This window comes from Streptomyces sp. NPDC087215 (assembly GCF_044744885.1).
Lineage (GTDB): Bacteria > Actinomycetota > Actinomycetes > Streptomycetales > Streptomycetaceae > Streptomyces.
Map to the genome: position 1 here is coordinate 106659 of NZ_JBIUZD010000001.1, position 21851 is coordinate 128509.

Sequence of the window (21851 nt, forward strand, 5' to 3'; positions counted from 1 at the left end):
AGCACGGCCGACGTGCTGTCTCCGGGGCCGGAAGAGAACGGAAGGAAACACTGTGGCCGTACTGCCTGGACGAGGACTCCTGAGACGGAGGACGGGACCCCCGGGGCGGGGCTCCCTGGTGTTCGGCCTGGTGGCGGCGCTGCTCGCGGGGCTCGTCGCCGCCGTCGGGACGACGGCTCCCGCGCAGGCCGCCTCCTCGGACGACTCGTACGGCTGGCCGTACTACAAGAGCCTGGCCACGACGTCGAACCCCGACTGGATGAGACAGGTCCCGGACGAGACGCCGCTGGCGTTCCTGTCGATCCCCGGCAGCCACGACACCATGGCCTACTACGGCGGGGACCTGGCGACCACCCAGGAGTGGTTCTGGGGCGGCGACTCGCGGACCAACCTGACCCAGCAGCTGAACTCCGGCATCCGGGCCCTCGACCTCCGGGTCTATCCCAACGGCCCCGAAGGCGACCGGCTGTGGCTGTACCACGGCATCGCGGGGCAGCACCACGCGCTGGGCGAGGGGGTGCTGGACCCGCTGACGAAGTGGCTCGACACGCATCCCGGCGAGACGGTCCTGGTGAGCTTCGCCAAGGAGGGCGGCGAGTGCGGCGGCCCCGCGGCGGGGCAGATGTCGGAGGAGCTGCGGAAGTACACGGACAGCGCCCGCTACGGCCGGTACTTCTGGAGCCCGTCCGTGCTGCGCCCGTCGGGGACCCCCGCGCCCAAGGCGCCGAAGATCGGGGACGTACGGGGGAAGATCGTCGTCAACACCTTCCGCGGCGCCTGCGGCGGCACGATCAGCGACTGGGGTCTGGCGGACGCGGACAACCCGCGCTACATCGAGAGCGCCTACGACTTCATCGTCACGGACGCCAAGTGGAAGTGGGACCGGGCCCGGACCACGATCGAGATGGCCAGTGAGGACAAGGACCCGACCCACCTCTACTACACGTGGCTGAACGGAGCGGGCGGACCCGGTGACGGCCTGGCGGGCGGCTTCCCGTACCAGATCGCGGGAGGCTGGCGCGGCTACTGGGGCGTCAACCACTGGGCGTACGACTACCTGGAACGGACCGACCTCGCCTTCAACACCGGTGTGGTCATGATGGACTACCCCGGTGGCGGGCTGCTCGCCCGGATCATCAACCGCAACCCCGGCCAGTCGGCGGAGCCGGTCCCGGTGGGCTGGAAGAGCCCGGACCGGCGCAACTTCGCCACCAGCGGCGACCGTACGGTGCGGTCCGGGTTCAGCGGCCGGTGCCTGGAGGTGGACACGGGCGACGGCGGCGGGCGACGGGACGGCGGGCGCGTCCGGCAGTGGACCTGCGGCCAGGGCGCCCAGCAGCAGTGGTCGTTCGACGAACAGCGGCGGCTGGCGAACGTCCACAGCGGCATGTGCCTCGACGCCGACGTGACCGGCGGGCGCGTCCGGCAGGGGACCTGCGGCACCGGCGACAACCAGCGGTGGACGCTCTCGGGAAGCTGGCTCAGGAACCAGGCGGCCGGCCGCTGCCTGGCCGTCACCGACGCCGACAACGGTTCGGAACCCACCCTGAGCGCCTGCGAGGGCAACGACACCGACCTTCCCGGCACCCCCGCCAACCCGGTCACACCACCGCCCGGCAAGGACCCGGCGGCGGCCGGTGACCCGGTGGACACCTCGCCCGACGACCGGGGGGTCAAGCCCGCCGCCGGTGGCGACTGCCGCCCTGACGGCCTCACCCCCGTTCCCGGCACCAGCCCCCGTTACTGCGACGTGTACGACGGCGCGGGCCGCGAGTGGCTCGGCAACGGGCGCACCCGGCGGGTCGTGGGCTACTTCACCGGCTGGCGCACCGGCGGCAACGGCGAGGCGCGCTATCTGGTGAAGAACATTCCGTGGAGCAAGGTCAGCCACATCAACTACGCCTTCGCGCGGGTGGATCCGGGCAACCGGATCGCGGTCGGCCCGGAGGCCACCTCGCTCGCCTGGCCGGGCGTCGCCGGGGCCGAGATGGACACCTCGCTGCCGTACCGGGGCCACTTCAACCTGCTCACCCGCTACAAGCGGGCACATCCCGCGGTGAAGACCCTCATCTCGGTGGGCGGTTGGGCCGAGACGACCGGCTTCTACCGGATGACCACGAACGCCGACGGTTCGGTGAACCAGGGAGGAATCGACACCTTCGCCGACTCGGTGGTCGCCTTCCTCGACCGGTACGGCTTCAACGGGGTGGACATCGACTACGAGTACCCGTCGAAGCTGCCGCAGACCGGCAATCCGATGGACTGGTCGGGAATCGGCGAGGCCCAGCGCAAGGGCCTCCCGGACGGCTACAACGCGCTGATGCGGACGCTGCGGGCGAAGCTCGACGGGGCGGGCGCGGCCCAGGGCCGGTACTACCTGCTGACGTCGGCGGCCTCCGGCTCCGGCTACCTCGTGCGCGGTTCGGACGCCCAACCGGCTCTCCAGTACCAGGACTTCGTCAATGTGATGACGTACGACCTGCACGGCTCCTGGAACAGCCACGTCGGTCCGCAGGCCCCGCTGTACGACGACGGCCGGGACGCCGAGCTGATCGCCGCCAAGGGCGGCAGCGTCTACCAGACACCCGAGTTCGGCAAGACCGGCTACTTCAACACGGACTGGGCCTACCACTACTACCGGGGCGCGCTCCAGCCGGGCCGGATCAACCTCGGCCTGCCCTACTACACCCGTGGCTGGCGGAACGTCAGCGGTGGTGTCGGCGCCGGTCTGTGGGGCGAGGCCAAGGCGGACCGGTCGACGTGCCAGCCCGGGACCGGGCTCAACGGCCAGGCGTGCGGGGACGGCGCCACCGGGGTGGACAACCTCTGGCACGACCGCGACCCGTCCGGCCGGGAGATAGCCGCCGGGTCGAACCCGATGTGGCACGCGAAGAACCTCCAGGACGGCAGGACCCCGCGCTATCTGTGGAACTACGGCATCGACCCGGCGGCTCCGCTCTCCGGCTCCTACCAGCGGCAGTACGACGACACCCTCAAGGCGCCGTGGCTGTGGAACGGGACGACCAGGACGTTCCTGTCCACCGAGGACGAGCAGTCCGTGGACGCCAAGGCCCGGTACGTGGCCGACAAGGGCATCGGCGGCGTCATGGTGTGGGAGCTGGCCGGTGACTACACCCGCCGTGACAACGGCGAATGGGGCATCGGGCACGATCTGACGACCCGGCTCGACACGGCCCTGCGGGGCGCGGCCCCGTACGGCTCCGAGCGGGCGGGCCGGGCGCTGCCGAAGCAGGTCGTGGACGTGACGGCCGAGCTGGTCGACTACGGCACGGACCTGTATCCGCTCCGGCCGAAGCTGCGGATCACCAACAGGTCCCGGGTGCCGCTGGCCCAGGGCACCGAGATCGCGTTCGACCTGCCGACCTCCACGTCGGCGCTGGTCAAGGACGGCGACTGGAAGGAGCTGCCGGGCCTGACCGCCGGTCACCAAGGCTCCAACGTGGGCGGTTTGAAGGGTGACTTCCACCGGCTGACGCTCAAGCTCGGCTACTGCGAGGACGTCCCGGCGGGCAAGTCGAAGGACATCGACCTCACGTACTACCTGCCGATCACCGGCCCCTCGAACATCACGTTCCGGATCGGCGGGCAGGAGTACGGCTCCACGAGCGACGCCCGGCGCGGGGTGACCGTGACGGACCCGCCCGCGCCCACCGCGGGCAACACCTGCGAGGCCGCTCCCTGGGGCAGGCACGCCTACAACCCGAACCCGTCGTTCTCGTTCTGGCAGACCGGCGAGCAGTGGATCATCGAGGACCGCAACAGCGGCAATGTGCTGGACCACCCCGGCGGTTGGGGCGACGCGCACCTGGTGGACAAGCAGGACGGCAACCGGAACCAGATGTGGACCGTCGCGGAGGACGGCGGCTCCGGGTGGTACCGGATCAAGTCCGCCAGCAGCGGACACGGCCAGTGCCTCGGGGCCACCACGGCGGGCGGCACCCTGACCGTACGGGACTGCGACGGCGCGGTGCCCCAGTGGTGGCGACTGGCCCCGCTCGACGCGGACGGGAGACCACAGCTCGACCGGACGGTCTCCGGCCGGCCGACGCACGGCGGCTCGTACGCCCTGGCCGCCTACGCCGACGGGGAGAACTGGTGGACGGCACCGGCCCACCTCGCCGCCCCGCGGGACTCCGGCACCGCCCCCGGCACCAAGATCGTCGCCGGGGACGTCCGGGGCGCCCGCGCCTCCACGGTGTCGTGGAACGGTTTCCGCTGGCGCGCCAAGTGGTGGAACAAGGCGGGTGACGAACCGGGAGTGAGCGACTCCTGGCAGAAGCTCGGCCCGACTCCCTGACACCGGCTCCGCCCCCGGGTCCGGCCCGCCGTACGACACGGCGGGCCGGACCTGGACCGGACGCGGACCCGGACCGGACGCGGACCCGGACCGGACGCGGACCCGGACCGGGGCCGGACCCGGGGTGGACCCGGGGTGGACCCGGGGTGGACCCGGGGTGGACCCTGACACCGTGTGAGGGCGTTGACTGGGTCCACCGGCCCCGGCATCCGTGGGGGCCTGGCCTCGTCTCCGTCTCCACGAAGGACTCCCGTGCTCGACTACCTCGGCTCCGGCCCCTACTGCTACACGAACTCGCTCGCCATGGTGCTGGGCGAGGACGTCCCCTCCACCGCCGTCGTCGAGACGCTGACCGGCTCACCGTTCGGCGCCCAGCTCCTCGGCGGTTCCCTGCCGTTCTTCGACCCCTACGGCTGGCACCCCGAGATCGGCCTCGACTCCGCGATCGAGCTGCTGGGCCGGAGCTGCGAGCGCACCGACGGCGGCACTCCCGCCGAGGCGCTGGAGCGGCTGCGGGCCGCCTGCTCGCGGGGCCCGGTCCTGGTCGGACCGGTGGACATGGGCCTGCTGCTGTACCAGCCCGGCACGCCGAACGCCGACGGCGGCGACCACTACGTGGTGGTGCTCGCCGCCGACCGGGACGAGGTGGAACTGCACGACCCCCACGGCCACCCGTACGCGACCCTGCCCACGGGAGCGTTCCTCGCCGCGTGGGAGGCTCGATCGATCGCGTACGTCGACGCCCCCTTCGTCCTGCGGACCGGCTTCACGCGCCTGCGCCGGGTCTCGCCCGCCGACGCGCTGCGGCAGTCGCTGCCGGGAGCCGTGGGGTGGCTGGCCGGACGTGACGACCTGCCGATGCCGCCCGGCTCGCTGGGCGGGGAAGCCGCCGTGGAGGCGCTCGCCGACCTGGTCGCCGGGGGCACGCCCCCCGGCGTCCGCGGCCTGCTCACCGGGTTCGGCGTACAGGTGGGGGCGCGGCGTCTCAGCGACGCCGGGGCCTGTCTGGAGGAGCTGGGGCTCCTCGACGCGGCCGCCCTCGCACGGCACCAGGCCAGGCTCCTGGGCGGTCTGCAGTACCCCCTGGTGCAGGGCGACGACCGGACGGCGGCGGAGCGGCTGCGCCGACTGGCCCCCACGTACGGGCGACTGCGCACGGTGCTGGAAGCGGCCCTGGAAGACGGCGTCTGAGCCGAGGTGCGGGCGGGCCGTCCGGGCGGGCGGACAGCCGGAGGGACCGGCCGGCTTCGGACTCCTGTGACAACTGGGCTGGAGGGCAAGCCCTGTTCACCGTGGGAATCCGGCCGTACGATTCAACTGCCCGGCCGGTCCGGGCACACAACTGAATGGTCGTGTGACCTGGGGGAAGCCGGTGGGAATCCGGCGCTGACCTGCAACCGTGTGGGGCGCTCGCGCGCCCCGAGCCGGGAAGCCCAGCACACCGCCGTACCGCTTCCCCCTGTCATGGTCTGCAGCGCGGAGCCTCGAGCCGTCATCCCGTCGGCAGCCCGTTCCGGCTGCCGCGGCGGAGACGACGGCGGACAGGGCCGTCCGCGCGCCCGCCCCGTCCGAAAGGCATCACATGCGCCCGCACCTCGTCCGTCACGCCCTCGCCGCCACGGCAGCCCTGGGGCTCGCCCTCACCACCGCGCCCGCCATGGCGCACACCCCGCCCACCACGCACACGAACGCGGCGGTCAAGGTCACCCTGACCGTGCAGGGTCCGAACGGGCTGCTGTTCAAGGGCAAGATCAGAACCAAGGGTCATGACGTGACCACGGCCACCGGCGGGACCCACAAGTGCGACGGCACCAACGGTTCGGCCCATCCGGCGGCCGTGCCCACACCCACCGCCGCCCTTGACGACGCCGCCAGGAAGAACGGCTTCACCTGGGACGGCACCTGGTACGCCTCGTTCGACGACTTCTCCGTGGACACCATCAAGAACGTCAGCGGCGGCGGTGCGGCCTACTGGAACATCGCGGTCAACGGCACGCCCACTCCGGTCGGCGGCTGCCAGTTCAAGCTGAACGCCGGTGACGAAGTCGCCTTCACCTGGACCGCGTTCTAGCGGACTCCGGACTCCGGACTCCGTCAGGGCCGGGGGCGGGGGCCCGGCGCCATGGGCCCCCGCCCCCGGGGAGATCAGGCTCCCCAGCGGAGCGCGATCGTGTCGCCCACGTTCACCGTCTTCTCCCTGAGGGCTCCGGCGAAGGCCGAGCCGTCGACGCCGACCTTCCAGGTGTTCGCACCGCTGTCGGCCTTGCCGTTGAGCGTGGTGATCGCGCCGGTGCCCGAGGAGGGGGTGACGCCGGTGACGCAGCCGGACGGGGTCGAGGCGGTCGTCGCGGCGGCGAGGACCTCTCCGAGGGTGGTGGTCGTCGCCGTGGGCGTGAAGGACACCGAGCAGACCTTCAGGTTCCCGCTGCCGTCGTCGACGCTCAGCGCCAGCTTCGTGGCGGTGCCCGGGGTGAAGGCGGACTGGGCCGCCCACCGGGTCGCGCCCGGGGTGACCGGGACCGGCGGAGCCGTGGTGAAGCCGCCTCCGGCGACGGCGCGCAGCGCGTCGATCGAGGCGTAGGCGGAGGGAGCGGTGTCGGCGGGCTTGTACTTGAAGCCGCCCGCCGGGGAGAACTGGTTGACGATGAGGAAGTCGACCGGCGTCTTGGTGCTGACGGTGGTGAACTCCGCCGACTGCGGGTTGATCCCACAGGCGTTGAGGCCCGCGACGCCCCAGCCGTTGGAGCTGGTGTTGACCCCGTAGAGGGAGTTGAAGGCTCCCGAGGCGCTGACCAGCTTGCCCTTCAGGAAGTTCTTGGCCTGGACGACGTCCGTGTCCGTGCCGGGCACCCCGGAGGCGCACAGGGCGGCCATCGCGGCGCCGGTCATGTCGATGTCGCTCGCGGAGTTGATGCCGGTCGGGTTGCCCTCGACCTTCTGGTAGGTCCATCCGCCGTCGTTGTGCTGGTTGGCGCGCAGCTTGGCCACGAGCGCGTCGCTGAGCGCCTGCGGGACGCGGGCGGTGCCCGCCTGGGTCTTCGCGCCGCCCAGCGCGAGCGCGGCGAAGACGGTGCCGTTGAAGTTCGCGGACGGCCCGAAGTAGCCCGGCTCGGCCGTCTGCCAGTACGCGTAGACGTCCGCGACGAGGTTGCGGGAGGCGGAGACACGGGCCGGGTCGATGCCCGCGGCGTACGCGTTGAGCGTGCCGCGCTCGTAGTCGGTGACCACCGGGGTCGCCGACGGCCAGGCGGTCGTGGACAGCAGGTTGCGGTAGACGGTCCTGGCGTTCTTGGTGGTGTCGCCGCCCGGGGCGACGTCGACGACCGCCGTCCCGGACGCGGCGAAGGCGCTGAACGCCCACTCGTTGGAGAGACCCGATCCGGCGTAGGAACCGTCCGCCGCCTGGAGGGACTTGAGGTAGGCGACGCCGTTGGTCCTGGACGTGGCGATCTGCGCGGGGGTGGAGGTCGCGAGGGCGAGCGGCGCGGTGAGGGCGAGGGCGCCGAGCGCGGCGGGCACCGCGAGCGCGAGGCGGCGGGAGGTGCGGGGACGGGACATGGCCTGCTCCTGGAGATCGGCGGACGCCGACCGCTCCGGGGTCATGCCGCGTGCCGCCGTGGGGGAGCACGGCCGGGCATGGCCGGGGGCCGCCGTCCGGAACGCGTGGTACGGCTTCCTGCACTGCATCGCCGTATGGGCATTCGGGCTCGGGAGCGGCCCCCGCCGTCCCATACCGCTGCGCGTCAGCTCCGGCCTCGCACCGGATTCCCCCATGTGGCAGCCCAGGACGCTACCCGAGTGGTCGAGGGACCGCCAGCCGTGGCGGGTTCTGTCGCGGCAGCTCACGGTCCGGCGCCGGGGACCGGGCGCGGACCGTCTTGACGGCCTGAACTGATCCGTGTTGCACTCCGGCTGACATTCATTCAGCACCAGGGGAAGCCGGTCGAACTCCGGCACTGACCCGCAACCGTAGGCCCGGCCCCGCCGGGCGAGTCGGAATGCCTGGGGCTGGGACATCGGTACGAAGAGCGCCGTCGCGGACTACGGCGTGGTCATCAGCGCCTCCCCGTGGCACCACGCCGTGTGGGGGCGCGTCGCCACGCACGCAGCCGCCCGGCAGAGACGAGGGGCCGCGGTGGGGACCGAACAGCAGGCGAAACGCCGGCCGGGAGCGGGACGGCGACCGCTGTCCCTCCTGACCGCCACCTTCCTGACGCTCGGCGCCGGAGTGGTGTTCCTCACGCAGGCCCCGTCGGCCGGGGCCGCTCCGGTCGAGAAGTGCACCCGCACGAAGGGCGCCGTCGTCGCCGTGGACTTCGGGCACTGGGGCGGCCCGGTGGTCCGCGGCTGCGACACCACCCCCACCACCGGCTACGAACTGCTCAGGTCCGGCGGGTTCGGCACCACCGGAACGGGACACGACGGTCCCGGGTTCCTCTGCCGCATCGGCAACAGCGTCTTCAAGAACGGCAAGCAGCACCCGACCCCCGCCGAGGAGGACTGCGTCCTCACCCCGCAGGCCACCGCCTACTGGTCGTACTGGATCGCCTCCCCCGGCCAGCGGAGGTGGACGTACAGCCCGCTGGGCGCCATGTCGCGCACCCTCAAGCCCGGCGACGTGGACGCCTGGGTCTTCGGCGGCACCGACATCGGCGGCACCAGGGGCAGGCCCACCTTCACCCCCGACGACGTCCGCCCGCCGGGCGGCGACCCGCCCGCCCCGGGCGACCCGGCCGCGCCGGACGTGCCCCCGGGGCGGGTCGACCTGTCCGCCGCGACCCGCTGGCTCACGGAGCGGCTGACGAACGGGCAGCGTGTCGTCGTCGACGGCGACACGGCACCGAACTACCTCGCCACCACCGAGGTCGCCTACGCGCTGGCCTCCCTCGGCGACGCGAACCCGACGACCCGCAGGATCGCCGACTACCTGGGCAGGGCCGAGCACACCGAGGCGTACGCCTACCCGGCGGGGAAGGACGAGGCGCCCGACGCCACCGCCGCCGCCCGCCTCGCGCTCGTCGCCGAGGCCACCGGCAAGGACCCCCGGGCCTTCGGCGGCCACGACCTCCTCGGCGATCTGCTGGCGAACGTCTGCCTCAGCGGCTCCGACGCGCCGCAACCCGTCCCCGGCTGCGCGACCCGGGGCGACTTCCGTACGACGGGGCAGACCGAGGGCCAGGCCCTGGCCGTGATCGCGCTGCTGAGCGGCGGGGTGAAGCCACCGGCCGACGCCGTGACCCGGCTGGCCCGGCTCCAGTGCGACGACGGCGGATTCCCCAGCTTCCTGATCCTGGACGGCCAGCCGTGCGAGAGCGAGGCCGGAAGCACCGCCCTCGTCGCCCTCGCGCTCCAGACGGCCGGCGGTCACACCCCCGTGGTGACCAGGGCCCGGTCCTCGCTCAAGAAGGCCCAGTTCCGGACGGGCGCCTGGCCCGCGGCCTCGTACAGCGTCCCGGGCAGCGCCCACGCCACCGGCTGGGCGGCCCAGACCCTGCGGGCCCTGGGTGACAGGGCGCACGCGGACGCGGCGGTCTCCTGGCTCTCGCGGCAGCAGCTCCCCGGGGGCGGCTTCGCCTTCGAGGAGGGCGGCACGGACCCGCTGCTCTACGCGACCACCGCGGCGGTCGTCGCGGGCGCGAAGAGCGATCTGGTGACGCTGACCACCCCGGAGCCCGTGACCCCGCCGACCACGCCCCCGACCACTCCGCCCACGACGAAGCCCACCGCTCCCCCGGCGGGTGAGGGCCCGGACCTGAGGAAGGGTTCGGCCTACCTCGCCGACCACCAGCGGCTGGTCAGGGGCCGCTACTACGAGGCCGGGCGCGGCTTCGCCGAGTACGGCCTGACCATCGACGGCGCCTACGCGCTCGCCGCCACCGGCCACGACGACACCACCCTGCGCAACATCGTCGACTTCCTCGACAAGGGCGGCAGGGACGCCATGGGCCGGGACGTCCACGACTGGACGAAGATCGGGACGAAGTACGCCGGCGGCGGCTTCATCGGCAAGGCGGCGGTGCTCGCCGAGTCCGTGGGCCGTGACCCCCGCGACTTCGGCGGGCGGGACCTCATCGGCGCCCTCGCCGAGGGCGTCTGCCCGGCGGCGACCCCGGCGACGCCGAGGAAGTGCGCGGCCAAGGGCAACTACACGTACGCGACCTCCGTCTTCTCCCAGTCCCTCGGCGTCATCGCCCAGGTCCGGGCGGGCGAGTCGGCCGCCGCGGCCGGGCCGATCGCCTATCTGAAGAGCCTCCAGGACCCGTCCACGGGCGCCTGGCCCAGCCTCATCGGCGAGCGGAGCGCGAACGAGGTCGACTCGACCGCGATGGCCGCGATGGCCCTGCACCTGCTGCCCGACGCCGCCTCCCGGGCGGCCGTGGACAGGTCCCTGGCCTGGCTGGCCGCCCAACAGCTCCCGGACGGAGGGTTCATGGGCGCCTCCGGCAACTCCGTGAACTCGGCCGCCCTCGCCGTGCAGGGCCTGTCGCTGGACGCCGGAAAGTACCCGGCCCAGATCGCCGGGGCCAGGAAGTTCCTCGCCTCGCAGCAGAACGAGGACGGCGGGTTCACCATCGCCGAGGGCGCCCAGCCCGGATCGGACGTCCGCGCGTCCGCGCAGGCGGTCGGCGGGGCCACCGGCATCTCCTTCGGCGTACTGGCCCGTGACCTGAGCGGCACCACCCCCGAACCGGTCCCGAGCGTCTCCCCGTCGACGCCGCTGATCATCACCCCGGGCGAGGAGACCGGCGGCTCCGGGGGTACGGCCTCCGGCACGGGCGGCGGCAGCCTCGCCGCGACCGGCTCCCGGACGACCGGCCTCGCCGTCGCTGCGGTCCTCCTGGTCCTCGGCGGCTGGATCACGACCCGGACCGCCCGGGTCCACCGCACGAGCACCGAAGGCCCGGCACTCACGCTGGGCCGCAGGGCCATCGGCAGGTCGAGGCCGGCATCCGGCCGCAGGGCCGAGGGCGGGCCGGGACCCATACCCGGCCGCACGGCCGACAGCGGCCGTGCGGTCATGCCCGGCCGCGCCACCGCCGAGGTCCGGACGCCCGCGCCCGGCCGTACGACCACCGACGGTCCGACGTCCACACCCAGCAGCACGACCACCGACGGGGGCCCGGCGTGACCGCGCGCCGCGCCGCGCGCGCCCTCGCCCGTACGGCCACCGCGCTGGGGCTGACGGTGGCGGCCCTCGCCGCCACCACGGCCCCCGCCGGAGCCGCCCCGCAGCCGATGGGCCGGTGCACCACCTCGTCGGGCGTCGTCCTCGCCGTCGACTTCAGCCACTGGGGCGGGCCCGTCTACCGCTCGTGCGGCACGACACCCACCACCGGCTACGAACTGCTGAACCAGGGCGGCTGGCGGACCACCGGCACCGGCCACGACGGCCCGGCCTTCATCTGCCGCATCGGCTACAGCGGCCATCAGGGCGGCAAGCAGTTCCCGACGCCCCGGCAGGACGACTGCGTCCTCACCCCGCCCGCCTCCGCGTACTGGTCGTACTGGCACGCGGACCCCGGCCGGAACACCTGGGAGTACAGCCAGCTCGGCGCCGTGCTCTACCGGCCGAAGCCGGGCAGCGTCGACCTGTGGATCTTCGGCGGCACCGACATCGAGGGCACCCGGGGCCGCCCCACCCTCACCCCCGACCAGTTGCGCGCCAAGAACACCCGGCCCACGGGGGGCGGCACGCCCGCGCCCGAGGACTCCAGGACCGCGCCGCCGCTGCCGCCGGACGTCGGCACCGGCCCCGCCCCGGAGAATCCGCCACCGGCCGATCCGACCCCTCCCCCGACGACGGCGCCTCCGGCGAAGGCACCCTCTCCTTCGCTGTCGCGGACTCCGTCCCCTTCGCACAGCCCGTCGCCGAGCCCGTCGACGACCGTCCCCGTGCCGCCGTCGCCCTCCGCTCCCCCGGCCGCCTCCGGCCCCAGGGTGGTGGACGCGGCCCCCGCCGCCGACACCTCCCACGACGCGGGCTCGTACGTGCCCGCCGTCGTCACCGGGGTCCTGGGACTGCTGATCGGCGCCGCCGCCGTGTTCGCGGCCAAGCGCCGCCGTCGTACGGAGTAACGCGTGCCCCGCACCCCCGCGGCAGCCACCGAGCCGTCCGCGTCCGGCCTCGCGCCGGACGCGGGCGGCCGCCGTCTGCCCCGCACCCTGCACCCGGTCGCCTGGTGGATCTGGGCCCTGGCCCTCGCCACCGCCGTCAGCCGCACGAACAACCCGCTGCTGCTCTTCCTGGTGCTGGCCGTCCTCGGATACGTCATCACCGTGCGCCGCACCGAAGCCCCCTGGGCGCGCGGCTTCAAGTACTACCTGTACCTGGCCCTCACCGTGGTGGCCCTCCGGGTGGTCTTCCGCGCGGTCTTCGCCACCGGGATCACCCCCCGCGACCACTTCCTCTTCTCCCTCCCGCACATCCCGACCCCCGACTGGTACGCGGGCATCCAGATCGGCGGCCCGGTCTCCCTGGAGGCGCTGCTCTCCGCCGCGACCGACGGACTCCGGCTCGCCGCCATGCTCTGCTGCATCGGCGCCGCGAACACCCTCGCCAACCCCAAGCGGGCCCTGCGCATCCTGCCGGGCGCGCTGTACGAACTCGGCGTCGCCGTCACCGTGTCGCTCAGCGTGGCGCCCCAGCTCGTCCAGAGCGTCCAGCGGGTGCACCGGGCGCGGCGGCTGCGCGCCGGACGTTCCAAGGGGCTGCGCGCGCTGCGGGGCATCATCGTCCCGGTCCTCGAAGACGCCCTGGAGCGGTCCCTGCGGCTCGCCGCGGCCATGGACTCCCGGGGCTACGGCCGGGCCGGTACCGCCACCCGCCGCTCGCGCCGGGCCACCGGCGCCCTGATGCTGCTCGGCATGTGCGGCCTGTGCGCGGGCGCGTACGGGCTCCTCGACGCCACCGCGCCCGCCCTGCTCGGCTTCCCCGCGCTCGCGGCGGGGACCGCGCTGTGCGTGGCCGGGCTCCGGCTCGGCGGACGCCGGGTCACCCGCACCACCTACCGGCCCGATCCCTGGCGGGCCGCTGAGTGGGGCGTCGCCGGGTGCGGGGTGCTGTCCGCCGTACTGCTCTTCGGCGGGGCGGGCTTCGACGCCGCCGAGCTGAACCCGTCGATCCATCCGCTCAGTTGGCCCACCCTGCCGCTGGTACCGGCCGCCGCGATCCTGCTGGCCGGGGCCGCCGGGTTCCTGGCCCCGCCCCCGAGCCCGCCCGTCCGGCCGGCCGTCCCTCCGCAGCGCACCGAGGAAGTCATGTGATCACCTTCGACCAGGTCACCGTCCGGTACGAGGACACGGCCGAACCCGTCCTGCGGGACGTGGACCTCACGGTGGAGGAGGGTGAACTCTGCCTCGTCGTCGGCCACACCGGTGTCGGAAAGTCCACCCTCCTCGGCGCCGTCAACGGTCTCGTCCCGCACTTCACCGGCGGCACCCTGTACGGCACCGTCACCGTCGACGGACGCGACACCGCGAGCCATCCGCCGCGCGAACTCGCCGATGTCGTCGGTGTCGTCGGCCAGGACCCCCTCGACGGCTTCGTCACCGACACCGTCGAGGAGGAACTCGCCTACGCCATGGAACAGTTGGCCGTCCCTCCGGCGACGATGCGGAAGCGGGTGGAGGAGGCCCTCGACCTGCTCGGTCTGGCGGACCTCCGCCACCGGGCCCTCCACGAGCTCTCCGGCGGCCAGCAGCAGCGCGTCGCCATCGGCTCCGTCCTGACCGCGCACCCCCGGGTCCTCGTCCTCGACGAACCCACCTCGGCCCTGGACCCCACGGCCGCCGAGGAGGTCCTCGCCGCCGTCACCCGGCTCGTCCACGACCTCGGCGTCACCGTCCTGCTCGCCGAGCACCGCCTGGAACGGGTGGTGCAGTACGCGGACCGCGTCATCCACCTCCCCGGGGACGGACGGGTGGTCTCCGGGCCGCCCGCGGAGATCTTCCGCACCTCGTCCATCGCCCCGCCCATCGTCGAACTCGGCCGGACCACCGCCTGGTCGCCGCTGCCCCTCTCGGTCCGTGACGCCCGCCGGGCCGCGGCCCCCCTGCGGGCCCGGCTGCGCGACACGGCTCCTCCTCCGGTGCGGACCGCGCCGGACCCGGACCGCGCCGCCCTCCTCACCGCCCGGGGCGTCACCGTGTCGTACCAGGGCGCGCCCGCCGTCCGGGAGGTCGATCTCGACCTGTACGGCGGGGAGGTCACCGCCCTGATGGGGCGCAACGGGTCCGGCAAGTCCTCCCTGTTGTGGGCGCTCCAGGGGTCCGGCCCCCGCAGGTCGGGTTCGGTGTCGGTGGGGAGCGACGGCGACGCGAAGGCGCGCGACCCCCGGAAGGTACCGGCCGCCGAGGCCCGGCGGCTCGTGGGACTGGTGCCGCAGACCCCCACGGACCTCCTCTATCTGGAGAGCGTCAAGCAGGAACTCGCCCAGGCGGACGCCGAGTCGGGGGTCACGGACGGGGGCGTCACGGCCCGCGCCCTGCTGGACCGGCTGGCGCCCGGCATCCCCGACGCCAGCCATCCCCGGGATCTGTCGGAGGGTCAGAAACTGGCGCTCGTCCTGGCGATCCAGCTCGCCGCGGCCCCCCGGGTCCTGCTGCTCGACGAACCCACCCGGGGTCTCGACTACCGTGCCAAGAGCGCGTTGACCGGCATCGTGGACTCTCTCGCCGCCGAGGGGCGCTCCGTCGTCGTCTCCACCCACGACGTGGAGTTCGTCGCCCGGTCCGCCGACCGGGTCGTGGTCATGGCCGAGGGGGACGTGGTCGCGGACGGGCCCACCACGGAGGTCATCGTCGCCTCCCCGGTCTTCGCCCCGCAGACCGCGAAGATCCTGGCCCCGCTGCCCTTCCTCACGGTGGACCAGGTGGCCGCCGTGCTCGACGCCGACGGAACGGACCCGGACGCGTGAGCGGGCGCACCACGGCCATCCGCATCCGCGCGCGGGCCGGGGTCGTCATCGCCTTGGCGTCCTTCCTCGGTGTGGTCGCGTTCTTCTGGCCCTTCCTGGTCGCGCCGGGGAAGTTCGGCTCGCACTACGCCCCTCCCCTCATCTTCGGGGTCCTCCTCGTCGTCGTGCTCTGCGTGGTGGTCTCGGAGATCGCCGAGGGCGGCATCGACTCGAAGGCCCTGGCCATGCTGGGGGTTCTCTCGGCGGTCAACGCCGCCGTCCGTCCGCTCGGCGCGGGCACCGCGGGCATCGAGACGGTGTTCTTCGTCCTGGTGCTCGCGGGCCGGGTGTACGGACCCGGCTTCGGCTTCACCCTCGGCTGCACGTCCCTCTTCGCCTCGGCGCTGATCACCGGCGGGGTCGGGCCCTGGATGCCGTACCAGATGTTCGGCTGCGCCTTCGTGGGGATGCTCGCGGGCTTCCTCCCGAAGGCCACGGGGCGCCGGGAGGTCGCCATGCTGGCGGTGTACGGCTCGCTCTCCGGCTACCTCTTCGGGTTCCTGCTGAACCTGTCCTTCTGGCCCTTCTCCCTCGATCCGAACAGTTCGATCGCCTACCTCCCGGGGCTGCCCTTCACCGAACAGTTCCAGCGGTACGTCGCCTTCGACCTGGCCACGTCCCTCGGCTGGGACACGGGCCGGGCCGTCACCAACTTCGTCTGCGTCACCCTCGCGGGCCCGGCGGTCCTGACGGTCTTCCGGCGGGCCGCCCGCAAGGCCCGGTTCCAGGCCCCGGTGCGCTTCGCGTCCCCGCCGGGACCGGGCGGGGAGGCGGTCTGACGGGGAGCGCGGAGAGGCCCGCGGCACGTCCGTCCTCCCGGGCCGGGGCGCTCGCCGCCGTGGCCGTCGGGTGGCGCGTCGGGCGACGGGGACACCACGATGAGTACGAGCTTCCGCGCTTCCCCGGGGTCGTCGCCGGGTGCTCGCGTCCATCGGCCCGGCCCGTCGTCCACGGTCGGCGGGCGACGGCGGCGGACCGCCGGGAAGGAGCGGCCGGGAATGCGCGCACTGCTGGCCGACGCGGCCCGCACGCTGGTTCCCCCGAAAGGGGACCGGCACGGTCCGCTGCCGCCGCTGATGCTGGCCCTCACGGTCGTGACGGGTCTGGTGGACGCGGTGAGCTATCTGGGGCTCGGGCACGTCTTCGTCGCCAACATGACGGGCAATGTGGTGTTCCTCGGCTTCGCCCTGGCGGGCGCGGGCGGCCTGTCGGCCCCGGCCTCGGCGGTCTCCCTCGCGGCCTTCCTCACGGGCGCGGTCGCCGGGGGCCGCTTCGGGGTCCGGTTCGGTGAGCACCGGGGACGGCTGCTGGCGGGAGCCATGGCCGTACAGGCGGTGCTGTTCGCCGGGGCCCTCGGCACGGCCCTCGCGGGACACGGCGGTACGACCGCCGCCGTCCGGTACACCCTGATCGTGCTCCTCGGTCTCGGCATGGGCCTGCAGAACGCGGTCGCCCGGCGGCTCGGTGTCCCGGACCTGACGACGACCGTCCTCACCGGCACCCTGACCGGGATCGTCTCCGACTCCGGCACGTCCCGCGGAGCGGCGCCCCGGCCCGGTCGCCGGGTCCTGTCCGTCCTGGCGATGTTCCTCGGCGCTCTGACCGGGGCCCTGCTCCTGAAGGTCGGTGTCTCCCTCGTCCTGGCCGTGGCGCTGACGCTGCTCGTGGCGGGTGCGGTGACCCTGTGGCGGCTCTCGGTCCCGGGCACGGTGTGGGCTCGGGCCCCGTAAGACGGGCCCGAGAGGGCTCGGACCCGGCGCGGAGCTACGGGCGTCGGAGGCCGTACCACCGGCGCGCCGCCGCCCGCCCGGGTGCGGGGACGGCGGTGGGCGGCGGGGCGGTGAGACGGGAGCGGACGACCAGTTCCAGGGTGACGGTGACCGCGACGGCCTGGACGGCCATGAGGGCGACGAGGACGAACAGCTGGACGATCCCCGCGGTGAGGGGGTCGGCTCCGCCCAGGAGCATTCCGACGAACGCGCCGGGCAGGGTGACCAGGCCGACCGTACGGGTCTGGTCCAGGCCCGGGACCAGGGCGTCGGCCGCCGCGGGCCGGGCGATCTCGATCCGGGCGTCCCGTCCGCTCAGTCCGAGGGCGAGCCCGGCCTCGACCTCGCCGTGGCGCTGGGCGAGGACGGACAGGCTCTGGCGTCCGGCGAGGACCGTCGCGGTGAGCGCGCCGCCGATGAGGATGCCGGTGACGGGGATGAGCGCGATGCCGCGCACCGGCAGCAGGCCGGTGGCGAGCAGCAGGACGACGACCGGGGCGACACTCGCGGCGATGGGCAGCGCCGTCCGCCACCAGGTGGGGTCGGAGGTGATCCTGCGGCCCGCGGTGCGTACGGCGACCCCGTACATCAGCAGCAGGAAGGCGGGCAGGCCGGTGGGCGAGGCGACGACCCAGCCGATGACCAGGGAGACCGCCGCCAGTTGCAGGGCTGCCCTGATGCCCGCGACGGCGGCTTCGCGGGCCCGGCCGGAACCCTGGTCCGGGGAGAGCCGGGCGACGGCGGTCACCACGACCGCGACGGCGAGGAGCAGGCCGAGGACGACGCCGAGGGAGACGTCGACCGGGAGGAGGGTCGCTGAGGCGGAGTTCATCGCTGGCCCGTCGACGGCGGTGTGGGCGCTCGGGCGGTGCCGTCGCGCGGTGCGGGAGCGAGTCTGCACCGGAGGACACCCGGCACGCACCCCGCCGGAAGGCCAGGACCGGACGGGTCCGGAACCGGCCGCCCGTGCCGCGCCGCGACCGCCGACGGCCCGCCCCACCCGACACCGGAGGCTCGGGGAGGACGGGGAACGGGTAGGGGGACAGCGGGGACGCTCCGGGAAGCGGAACCCGCCGGAGACCGGCCGGAACCAGGCCCGGTCCCGGCCGGGGCGGGAGCCCCCGCGAGCCGTCGCGGTGCCGCCGTCGTACGGTCGGAAGGGGCGAGGAGGAGCACGGATGCGCAGAGTGACGTATTCGATGGGCGTCTCGCTCGACGGCTATGTCGTCGGCCCGGACGGCACCTTCGACTGGACGGCGATCGACGAGGAGATCTCCCGCCTCGTCATCGACGAGATCCGGGACGTCGGCGTCCATCTGCTGGGCAGACGGCTGTACGAGACGATGCTGTACTGGGAGACCGCCGATCAGGACCCTTCGCTCGACGACTCGATGCGCGAATGGGCCGCGATCTGGAATCCGCTCCCGAAGGTGGTGTTCTCCACCACGCTGTCGGCCGTACGGGGCCGTGCCCGGCTGGCGACCGGCGGTCTGGCGGAGGAGATCCGCCGGTTGAAGGCCGAGCCGGGTGAGGGCGACATCGCGATCGGGGGCGCGACGCTGGCCGCCGAGGCGGCCGGGGCGGGCCTGATCGACGAGTACCTGATGAGGGTCTATCCGGTACTGGTCGGCGGCGGCCTTCCCTTCTTCGCCCACCAGGGACACCGGGTGGACCTGGAACTCCTGGAGTCCCGCAGACTCGTCTCGGGAATCGTCCACCTCCGCTACCGGGTCCGGCGCCCGCCGACGTAGGGCCCGGGGCGGGGACGAGGCCACCGGCCGCGCCGACGGTGGTTTCGGTGGTTTCGCCCGAGACGCGCAAGGTCAGGTCGTTGTCGAACGTGACGTCGAGCGACCCGTCCGCGTTCTCCACGCCCGTCACCACGTACCGGTTGTCGAGACGGGTCAGCTGCGGCAGCGGGTCGTCCGGATGCCCGGCCTGGGTGGGGGCGACGTCACCGGGCGCCGTGATCAGCCAGCCGGTGTCCAGGTGGCCCGAGTCTCAGCGCCACCCCCGGTACCGACCCCACCACGGCGACGCCGACGCCTCCGACCCCCTCCGCCGAGCCCGCCACCGAGGCGCCTGCTCCGGCCACCACCGAGCCCGCCCCTGCCCCGTCGGCTCCTACGCGCACCCACACGCGGGCCCCGGCTCCGGAGCCCACCCGGGGGGCGACTGCCATCCCCTGTCCAACGCCGGCAACTGCTACCAGGCCGGCCAGATATGCCGGAAGGCCGATGTCGGCACGTCCGGACGGAACGCCGACGGCCGCGCGATCCACTGCCGTCACGACAGCGGCGTGGGTCGGCGCTGGGGCTACTGATCCCCAGGACGAGCATGTCCCGGCGTCCCGCGGCGAAGCCCCCGCCCCGGAGGGATCCGGACGGGGAGGGGGCTTCGCCGTCTCCACCAGGCGTCAGCGGAAGAGCAGGGAGGAGCCCCCGGCGGGGGTGGTGACCGATCCCGGGCAGAGGAAGCTGCCGGAGGTCTTCGTCGCGGTGAACGCCTGGTTCACGTACTTGCGGGTGGTGCCTTCGCGGTCCCACAGGACATTGGCCGCCTTGTAGCGGCAGGAGATGCCGATCTGCGTTCCCGTGATGTCGATGACGTCGGCCTTCGCCTGACCGACCGCGTCGTCGAAGGTGACGTTGGGGTTGTTGTTGAGGGCGGCGGTGATGCCTCCGGTACAGCTCAGGTTGCCGCCCGGCTTGTTGATGCTGGTGCGGTCGATGGACAGCCCGGTGGGCGGGTTGGCGCTGGTCCGGGCGTTGGTCCAGGTGCACGTGCTGCCCGAGACCACGATCACGCCGTCGACCTGCTGCACTGCGGTGGGTCCGAAGGCGGTCGCCGCCGTAGCCACTCCGGCGGTGGCCGCGATGATCAGGGCGGTGGTGCACGCGAGTGTCGAGAGCTGCTTCATGTCGCTCCTTCTGGCCGGGTCCTCGGGGGTGTGAGCGTCATGGAAGGTCCCACAGGGACCTTGAATTGTCAGGGACTCGTCAATTCTTTGGCCGGATAGCGCTCCCTTGAGCATCTCTGGGCGCCCCCGGGCATCCCTGGCGGCACTCGACGGTTCGCAGACGGGCGGCTCCCCCGGGGAACCTTCGCCCAGGACACCGGCCAGGAAGGTCGACGAGGGGTCAGTGCCTCTCCGGTCGAGCCTTGCCCCACCTACCCGAAGACGGGCTTACGCACGCTCCCCCGAGCCCAGCAGACACCCCGCCCCGACCCCCGGCCCCGGACGCGGGACGGACAGCGGACCGGGACCCGGCATGGCGGCCACCAGCAGGGGCCCGGCCGGTCCGGCCGAGCGTTCCCCCGGGTCAGCGCACTCGTCCGCGTGGCTTCAGCGGGGTCGCGGGCAGCTCCGGCGCGGACAGCCGGGGGCCGTCGTAGCCGTGCACCTCACCGAACCGCGAACCCTTCTCCCAGTCGTTCCGCGCCTGCGCGATCTCGTCACCGGACCGGCCGACGAAGTTCCACCACATGACGATCTCCTCCTCGAAGGGCTCGCCACCGAGGAGCATCAGGCCCGCGTCCGAGTCGGCGCGCAGCGGCAGCTCCGTACGGCCGCAGCCGAGGTAGAGCATGGAGCCGGGCAGGACGGGGACGCCGTCGACATGGGCCTCGCCGGACATGGCGAGGACCGCGTACTCGAAGTCGGGGTCCAGCGGGAGGCTCGTCTCCGTGCCCGAGGCCAGCGCGAGGTCGGCGCCGACGAGCGGGCTGTACGTGGTGCCGGGCGAGGCGGCCCCGTCGAGGGCGCCGAGGATCACGGTGGCGGTGAGGCCGGGGGCGGTGACCCGGGGCAGCTCGGCATGGTGCTGGAAGTGCGGTTCGACGTGCCGGTGCGCGTCGGGGAGGGCGACCCAGAGCTGGGCGCCGTGCAGGAAACGGGCGTGCGGGCGGGGGCTCTCCTCGGAGTGGGAGATCGCACGGCCGGAGGTCATGAGGCCCAGTTCGCGCGGGCGGACGGTCTGGAGGCTGCCGGTGGAGTCGCGGTGCAGGACCTCGCCCTCGTGGAGCCAGCTGACGGTCTGGAGACCCATGTGGGGATGGGGCGGGACCCGCATACCCGGCTCCTCGGCGATGTCGTCGGGGCCGTAGTGGTCGACGAACGCCCAGGCGCCCACCATCCTCCGGCCCAGATTGGGGAGCAGGCGGCGGACCTCGGTCGACTCTCCGAGGCGGACCCGGCGCGGGCTGAGGAGTTCCCGCACCGGCTCGGCGACGACGAACCCGCGCCCGCCGCACACGGTCAGGGCGGCCTGACGATCAAGATTGCTCATGGCACTCGACCCATCTAGTGGAATGTTCAACCATCCAGGCTTGTTGACCTGGTCGACCGCCACACAGCGTGGCAGATCCGGGCCGCTGGAAAGGAAAGCAAGTGAGCGACACGTACTACGAGTTCGGAACGGCCGGAGAGCGCTGGGACCGGGCCCGGTTCTTCTTCGACGCGAAGGAGTACGGAACCGCCGTCCGCATCTTGCGGGGCCTCGTCGCCGAGCACCCGGAGCAGACGGCCCAGCGGCTCCTGCTCGCCCGTGCCTACTACCACTCCGCCCAGCTCTCCCGGGCCGAGACCGAGCTGCTCGCCGTCCTGGAGCGCGACCCGGTCGAGCAGTACGCCCGGCTGATGCTCGGCCGCACCCTGGAGCGCCAGGGCCGCCAGGACGAGGCCACACCGCACCTGCGGCTGGCCGCCGCGATGGCGGGCGAGACGCCGGACGTCTGAGCCGGCACACCACCCCGGCCCCGCCAGGTGCGCCCCGGGTCCCCGCCACGGGACCCGGGGCGCACACCTGT

The 21851-nt window shown here is 73.5% G+C and carries 15 protein-coding genes and 3 riboswitches; of the genes, 11 read left to right on the plus strand and 4 right to left on the minus strand.

Translation table 11 applies throughout. The annotated features are described in order from the left end of the window. Positions 1 to 52 precede the first annotated feature (52 nt). The 3 genes from ACIO92_RS00430 (at position 53) to ACIO92_RS00440 (ending at position 6389) form a co-directional block, all read left to right on the plus strand. Positions 53 to 4318, plus strand: a complete 4266-nt coding sequence (locus ACIO92_RS00430) for a glycosyl hydrolase family 18 protein (protein WP_402280647.1) — start codon at positions 53 to 55, stop codon at positions 4316 to 4318. A gap of 252 nt (positions 4319 to 4570) precedes the next feature. Beyond that, positions 4571 to 5509 (plus strand): hypothetical protein, encoded by a 939-nt coding sequence (locus ACIO92_RS00435; RefSeq protein ID WP_402280646.1) that lies wholly within the window; start codon positions 4571 to 4573, stop codon positions 5507 to 5509. A 171-nt stretch (positions 5510 to 5680) separates the two neighbouring features. Beyond that, a riboswitch (cobalamin riboswitch) is annotated at positions 5681 to 5753 on the plus strand. Between the two features lie 147 nt (positions 5754 to 5900). Continuing rightward, positions 5901 to 6389: a DUF4430 domain-containing protein gene (locus ACIO92_RS00440; RefSeq protein WP_402280644.1), complete on the plus strand. Its 489-nt coding sequence runs from the start codon at positions 5901 to 5903 to the stop codon at positions 6387 to 6389. Between the two features lie 74 nt (positions 6390 to 6463). Here the strand turns inward: ACIO92_RS00440 and ACIO92_RS00445 are convergent, their stop codons facing one another. After that, entirely contained in the window at positions 6464 to 7876 is a 1413-nt protein-coding gene (locus ACIO92_RS00445) for a hypothetical protein (protein ID WP_402280642.1), read from the minus strand. Between the two features lie 137 nt (positions 7877 to 8013). Next, positions 8014 to 8092, minus strand: a riboswitch (cobalamin riboswitch). Between the two features lie 113 nt (positions 8093 to 8205). Next, positions 8206 to 8343: riboswitch (cobalamin riboswitch) on the plus strand. 110 nt (positions 8344 to 8453) lie between these two features. Between ACIO92_RS00445 and ACIO92_RS00450 the strand changes: the two genes are divergently transcribed. From ACIO92_RS00450 to ACIO92_RS00475, 6 genes are all read left to right on the plus strand, one after another. After that, positions 8454 to 11447, plus strand: coding sequence for a prenyltransferase/squalene oxidase repeat-containing protein (locus ACIO92_RS00450; RefSeq protein WP_402280640.1), 2994 nt, complete (start codon positions 8454 to 8456; stop codon positions 11445 to 11447). Beyond that, positions 11444 to 12394: a hypothetical protein gene (locus ACIO92_RS00455; RefSeq protein ID WP_366440866.1), complete on the plus strand. Its 951-nt coding sequence runs from the start codon at positions 11444 to 11446 to the stop codon at positions 12392 to 12394. Before ACIO92_RS00450 ends, ACIO92_RS00455 begins: the two co-directional genes overlap by 4 nt. A gap of 3 nt (positions 12395 to 12397) precedes the next feature. Next, positions 12398 to 13582: an energy-coupling factor transporter transmembrane component T gene (locus ACIO92_RS00460; protein WP_366440865.1), complete on the plus strand. Its 1185-nt coding sequence runs from the start codon at positions 12398 to 12400 to the stop codon at positions 13580 to 13582. Continuing rightward, positions 13579 to 15234: an ABC transporter ATP-binding protein gene (locus ACIO92_RS00465; protein ID WP_402280637.1), complete on the plus strand. Its 1656-nt coding sequence runs from the start codon at positions 13579 to 13581 to the stop codon at positions 15232 to 15234. Before ACIO92_RS00460 ends, ACIO92_RS00465 begins: the two co-directional genes overlap by 4 nt. Continuing rightward, the gene (locus tag ACIO92_RS00470; protein ID WP_366440863.1) at positions 15231 to 16052 is read left to right on the plus strand and encodes an ECF transporter S component; all 822 of its coding nucleotides are present in this window, start codon (positions 15231 to 15233) and stop codon (positions 16050 to 16052) included. The genes ACIO92_RS00465 and ACIO92_RS00470 overlap by 4 nt, the downstream gene beginning before the upstream one ends. 219 nt (positions 16053 to 16271) lie before the next feature. Further along, positions 16272 to 17003, plus strand: a complete 732-nt coding sequence (locus ACIO92_RS00475; protein ID WP_366440862.1) for a YoaK family protein — start codon at positions 16272 to 16274, stop codon at positions 17001 to 17003. A 34-nt stretch (positions 17004 to 17037) separates the two neighbouring features. Here ACIO92_RS00475 and ACIO92_RS00480 read toward each other — a convergent pair whose 3' ends face one another. Beyond that, positions 17038 to 17874: an ABC transporter permease gene (locus tag ACIO92_RS00480; protein WP_402280635.1), complete on the minus strand. Its 837-nt coding sequence runs from the start codon at positions 17872 to 17874 to the stop codon at positions 17038 to 17040. 346 nt (positions 17875 to 18220) lie between these two features. Here ACIO92_RS00480 and ACIO92_RS00485 point away from each other — a divergent pair, with 346 nt between their 5' ends. Beyond that, positions 18221 to 18793, plus strand: a complete 573-nt coding sequence (locus tag ACIO92_RS00485; protein ID WP_366440861.1) for a dihydrofolate reductase family protein — start codon at positions 18221 to 18223, stop codon at positions 18791 to 18793. Between the two features lie 665 nt (positions 18794 to 19458). On the opposite strand, the gene ACIO92_RS00490 is transcribed toward ACIO92_RS00485, so the two are convergent. Beyond that, positions 19459 to 19962, minus strand: a complete 504-nt coding sequence (locus ACIO92_RS00490) for a hypothetical protein (RefSeq protein ID WP_366440860.1) — start codon at positions 19960 to 19962, stop codon at positions 19459 to 19461. Between the two features lie 403 nt (positions 19963 to 20365). Beyond that, positions 20366 to 21331 carry a pirin family protein gene (locus tag ACIO92_RS00495; protein ID WP_401236060.1) on the minus strand — a complete coding sequence of 322 codons (966 nt, stop codon included), beginning with the start codon at positions 21329 to 21331 and terminating at the stop codon, positions 20366 to 20368. A 101-nt stretch (positions 21332 to 21432) separates the two neighbouring features. Between ACIO92_RS00495 and ACIO92_RS00500 the strand changes: the two genes are divergently transcribed. Beyond that, positions 21433 to 21780 carry a tetratricopeptide repeat protein gene (locus ACIO92_RS00500; protein ID WP_351784555.1) on the plus strand — a complete coding sequence of 116 codons (348 nt, stop codon included), beginning with the start codon at positions 21433 to 21435 and terminating at the stop codon, positions 21778 to 21780. Positions 21781 to 21851 lie beyond the last annotated feature (71 nt).

Coding starts and splice junctions, on each gene's coding strand:
- ACIO92_RS00440 (WP_402280644.1), top strand. CDS start 5,901: ATGCGCCCGCACCTCGTCCGTCACGCCCTCGCCGCCACGGCAGCCCTG.
- ACIO92_RS00445 (WP_402280642.1), bottom strand. CDS start 7,876: ATGTCCCGTCCCCGCACCTCCCGCCGCCTCGCGCTCGCGGTGCCCGCC.
- ACIO92_RS00475 (WP_366440862.1), top strand. CDS start 16,272: ATGCGCGCACTGCTGGCCGACGCGGCCCGCACGCTGGTTCCCCCGAAA.
- ACIO92_RS00480 (WP_402280635.1), bottom strand. CDS start 17,874: ATGAACTCCGCCTCAGCGACCCTCCTCCCGGTCGACGTCTCCCTCGGC.
- ACIO92_RS00485 (WP_366440861.1), top strand. CDS start 18,221: ATGCGCAGAGTGACGTATTCGATGGGCGTCTCGCTCGACGGCTATGTC.
- ACIO92_RS00490 (WP_366440860.1), bottom strand. CDS start 19,962: ATGAAGCAGCTCTCGACACTCGCGTGCACCACCGCCCTGATCATCGCG.
- ACIO92_RS00495 (WP_401236060.1), bottom strand. CDS start 21,331: ATGAGCAATCTTGATCGTCAGGCCGCCCTGACCGTGTGCGGCGGGCGC.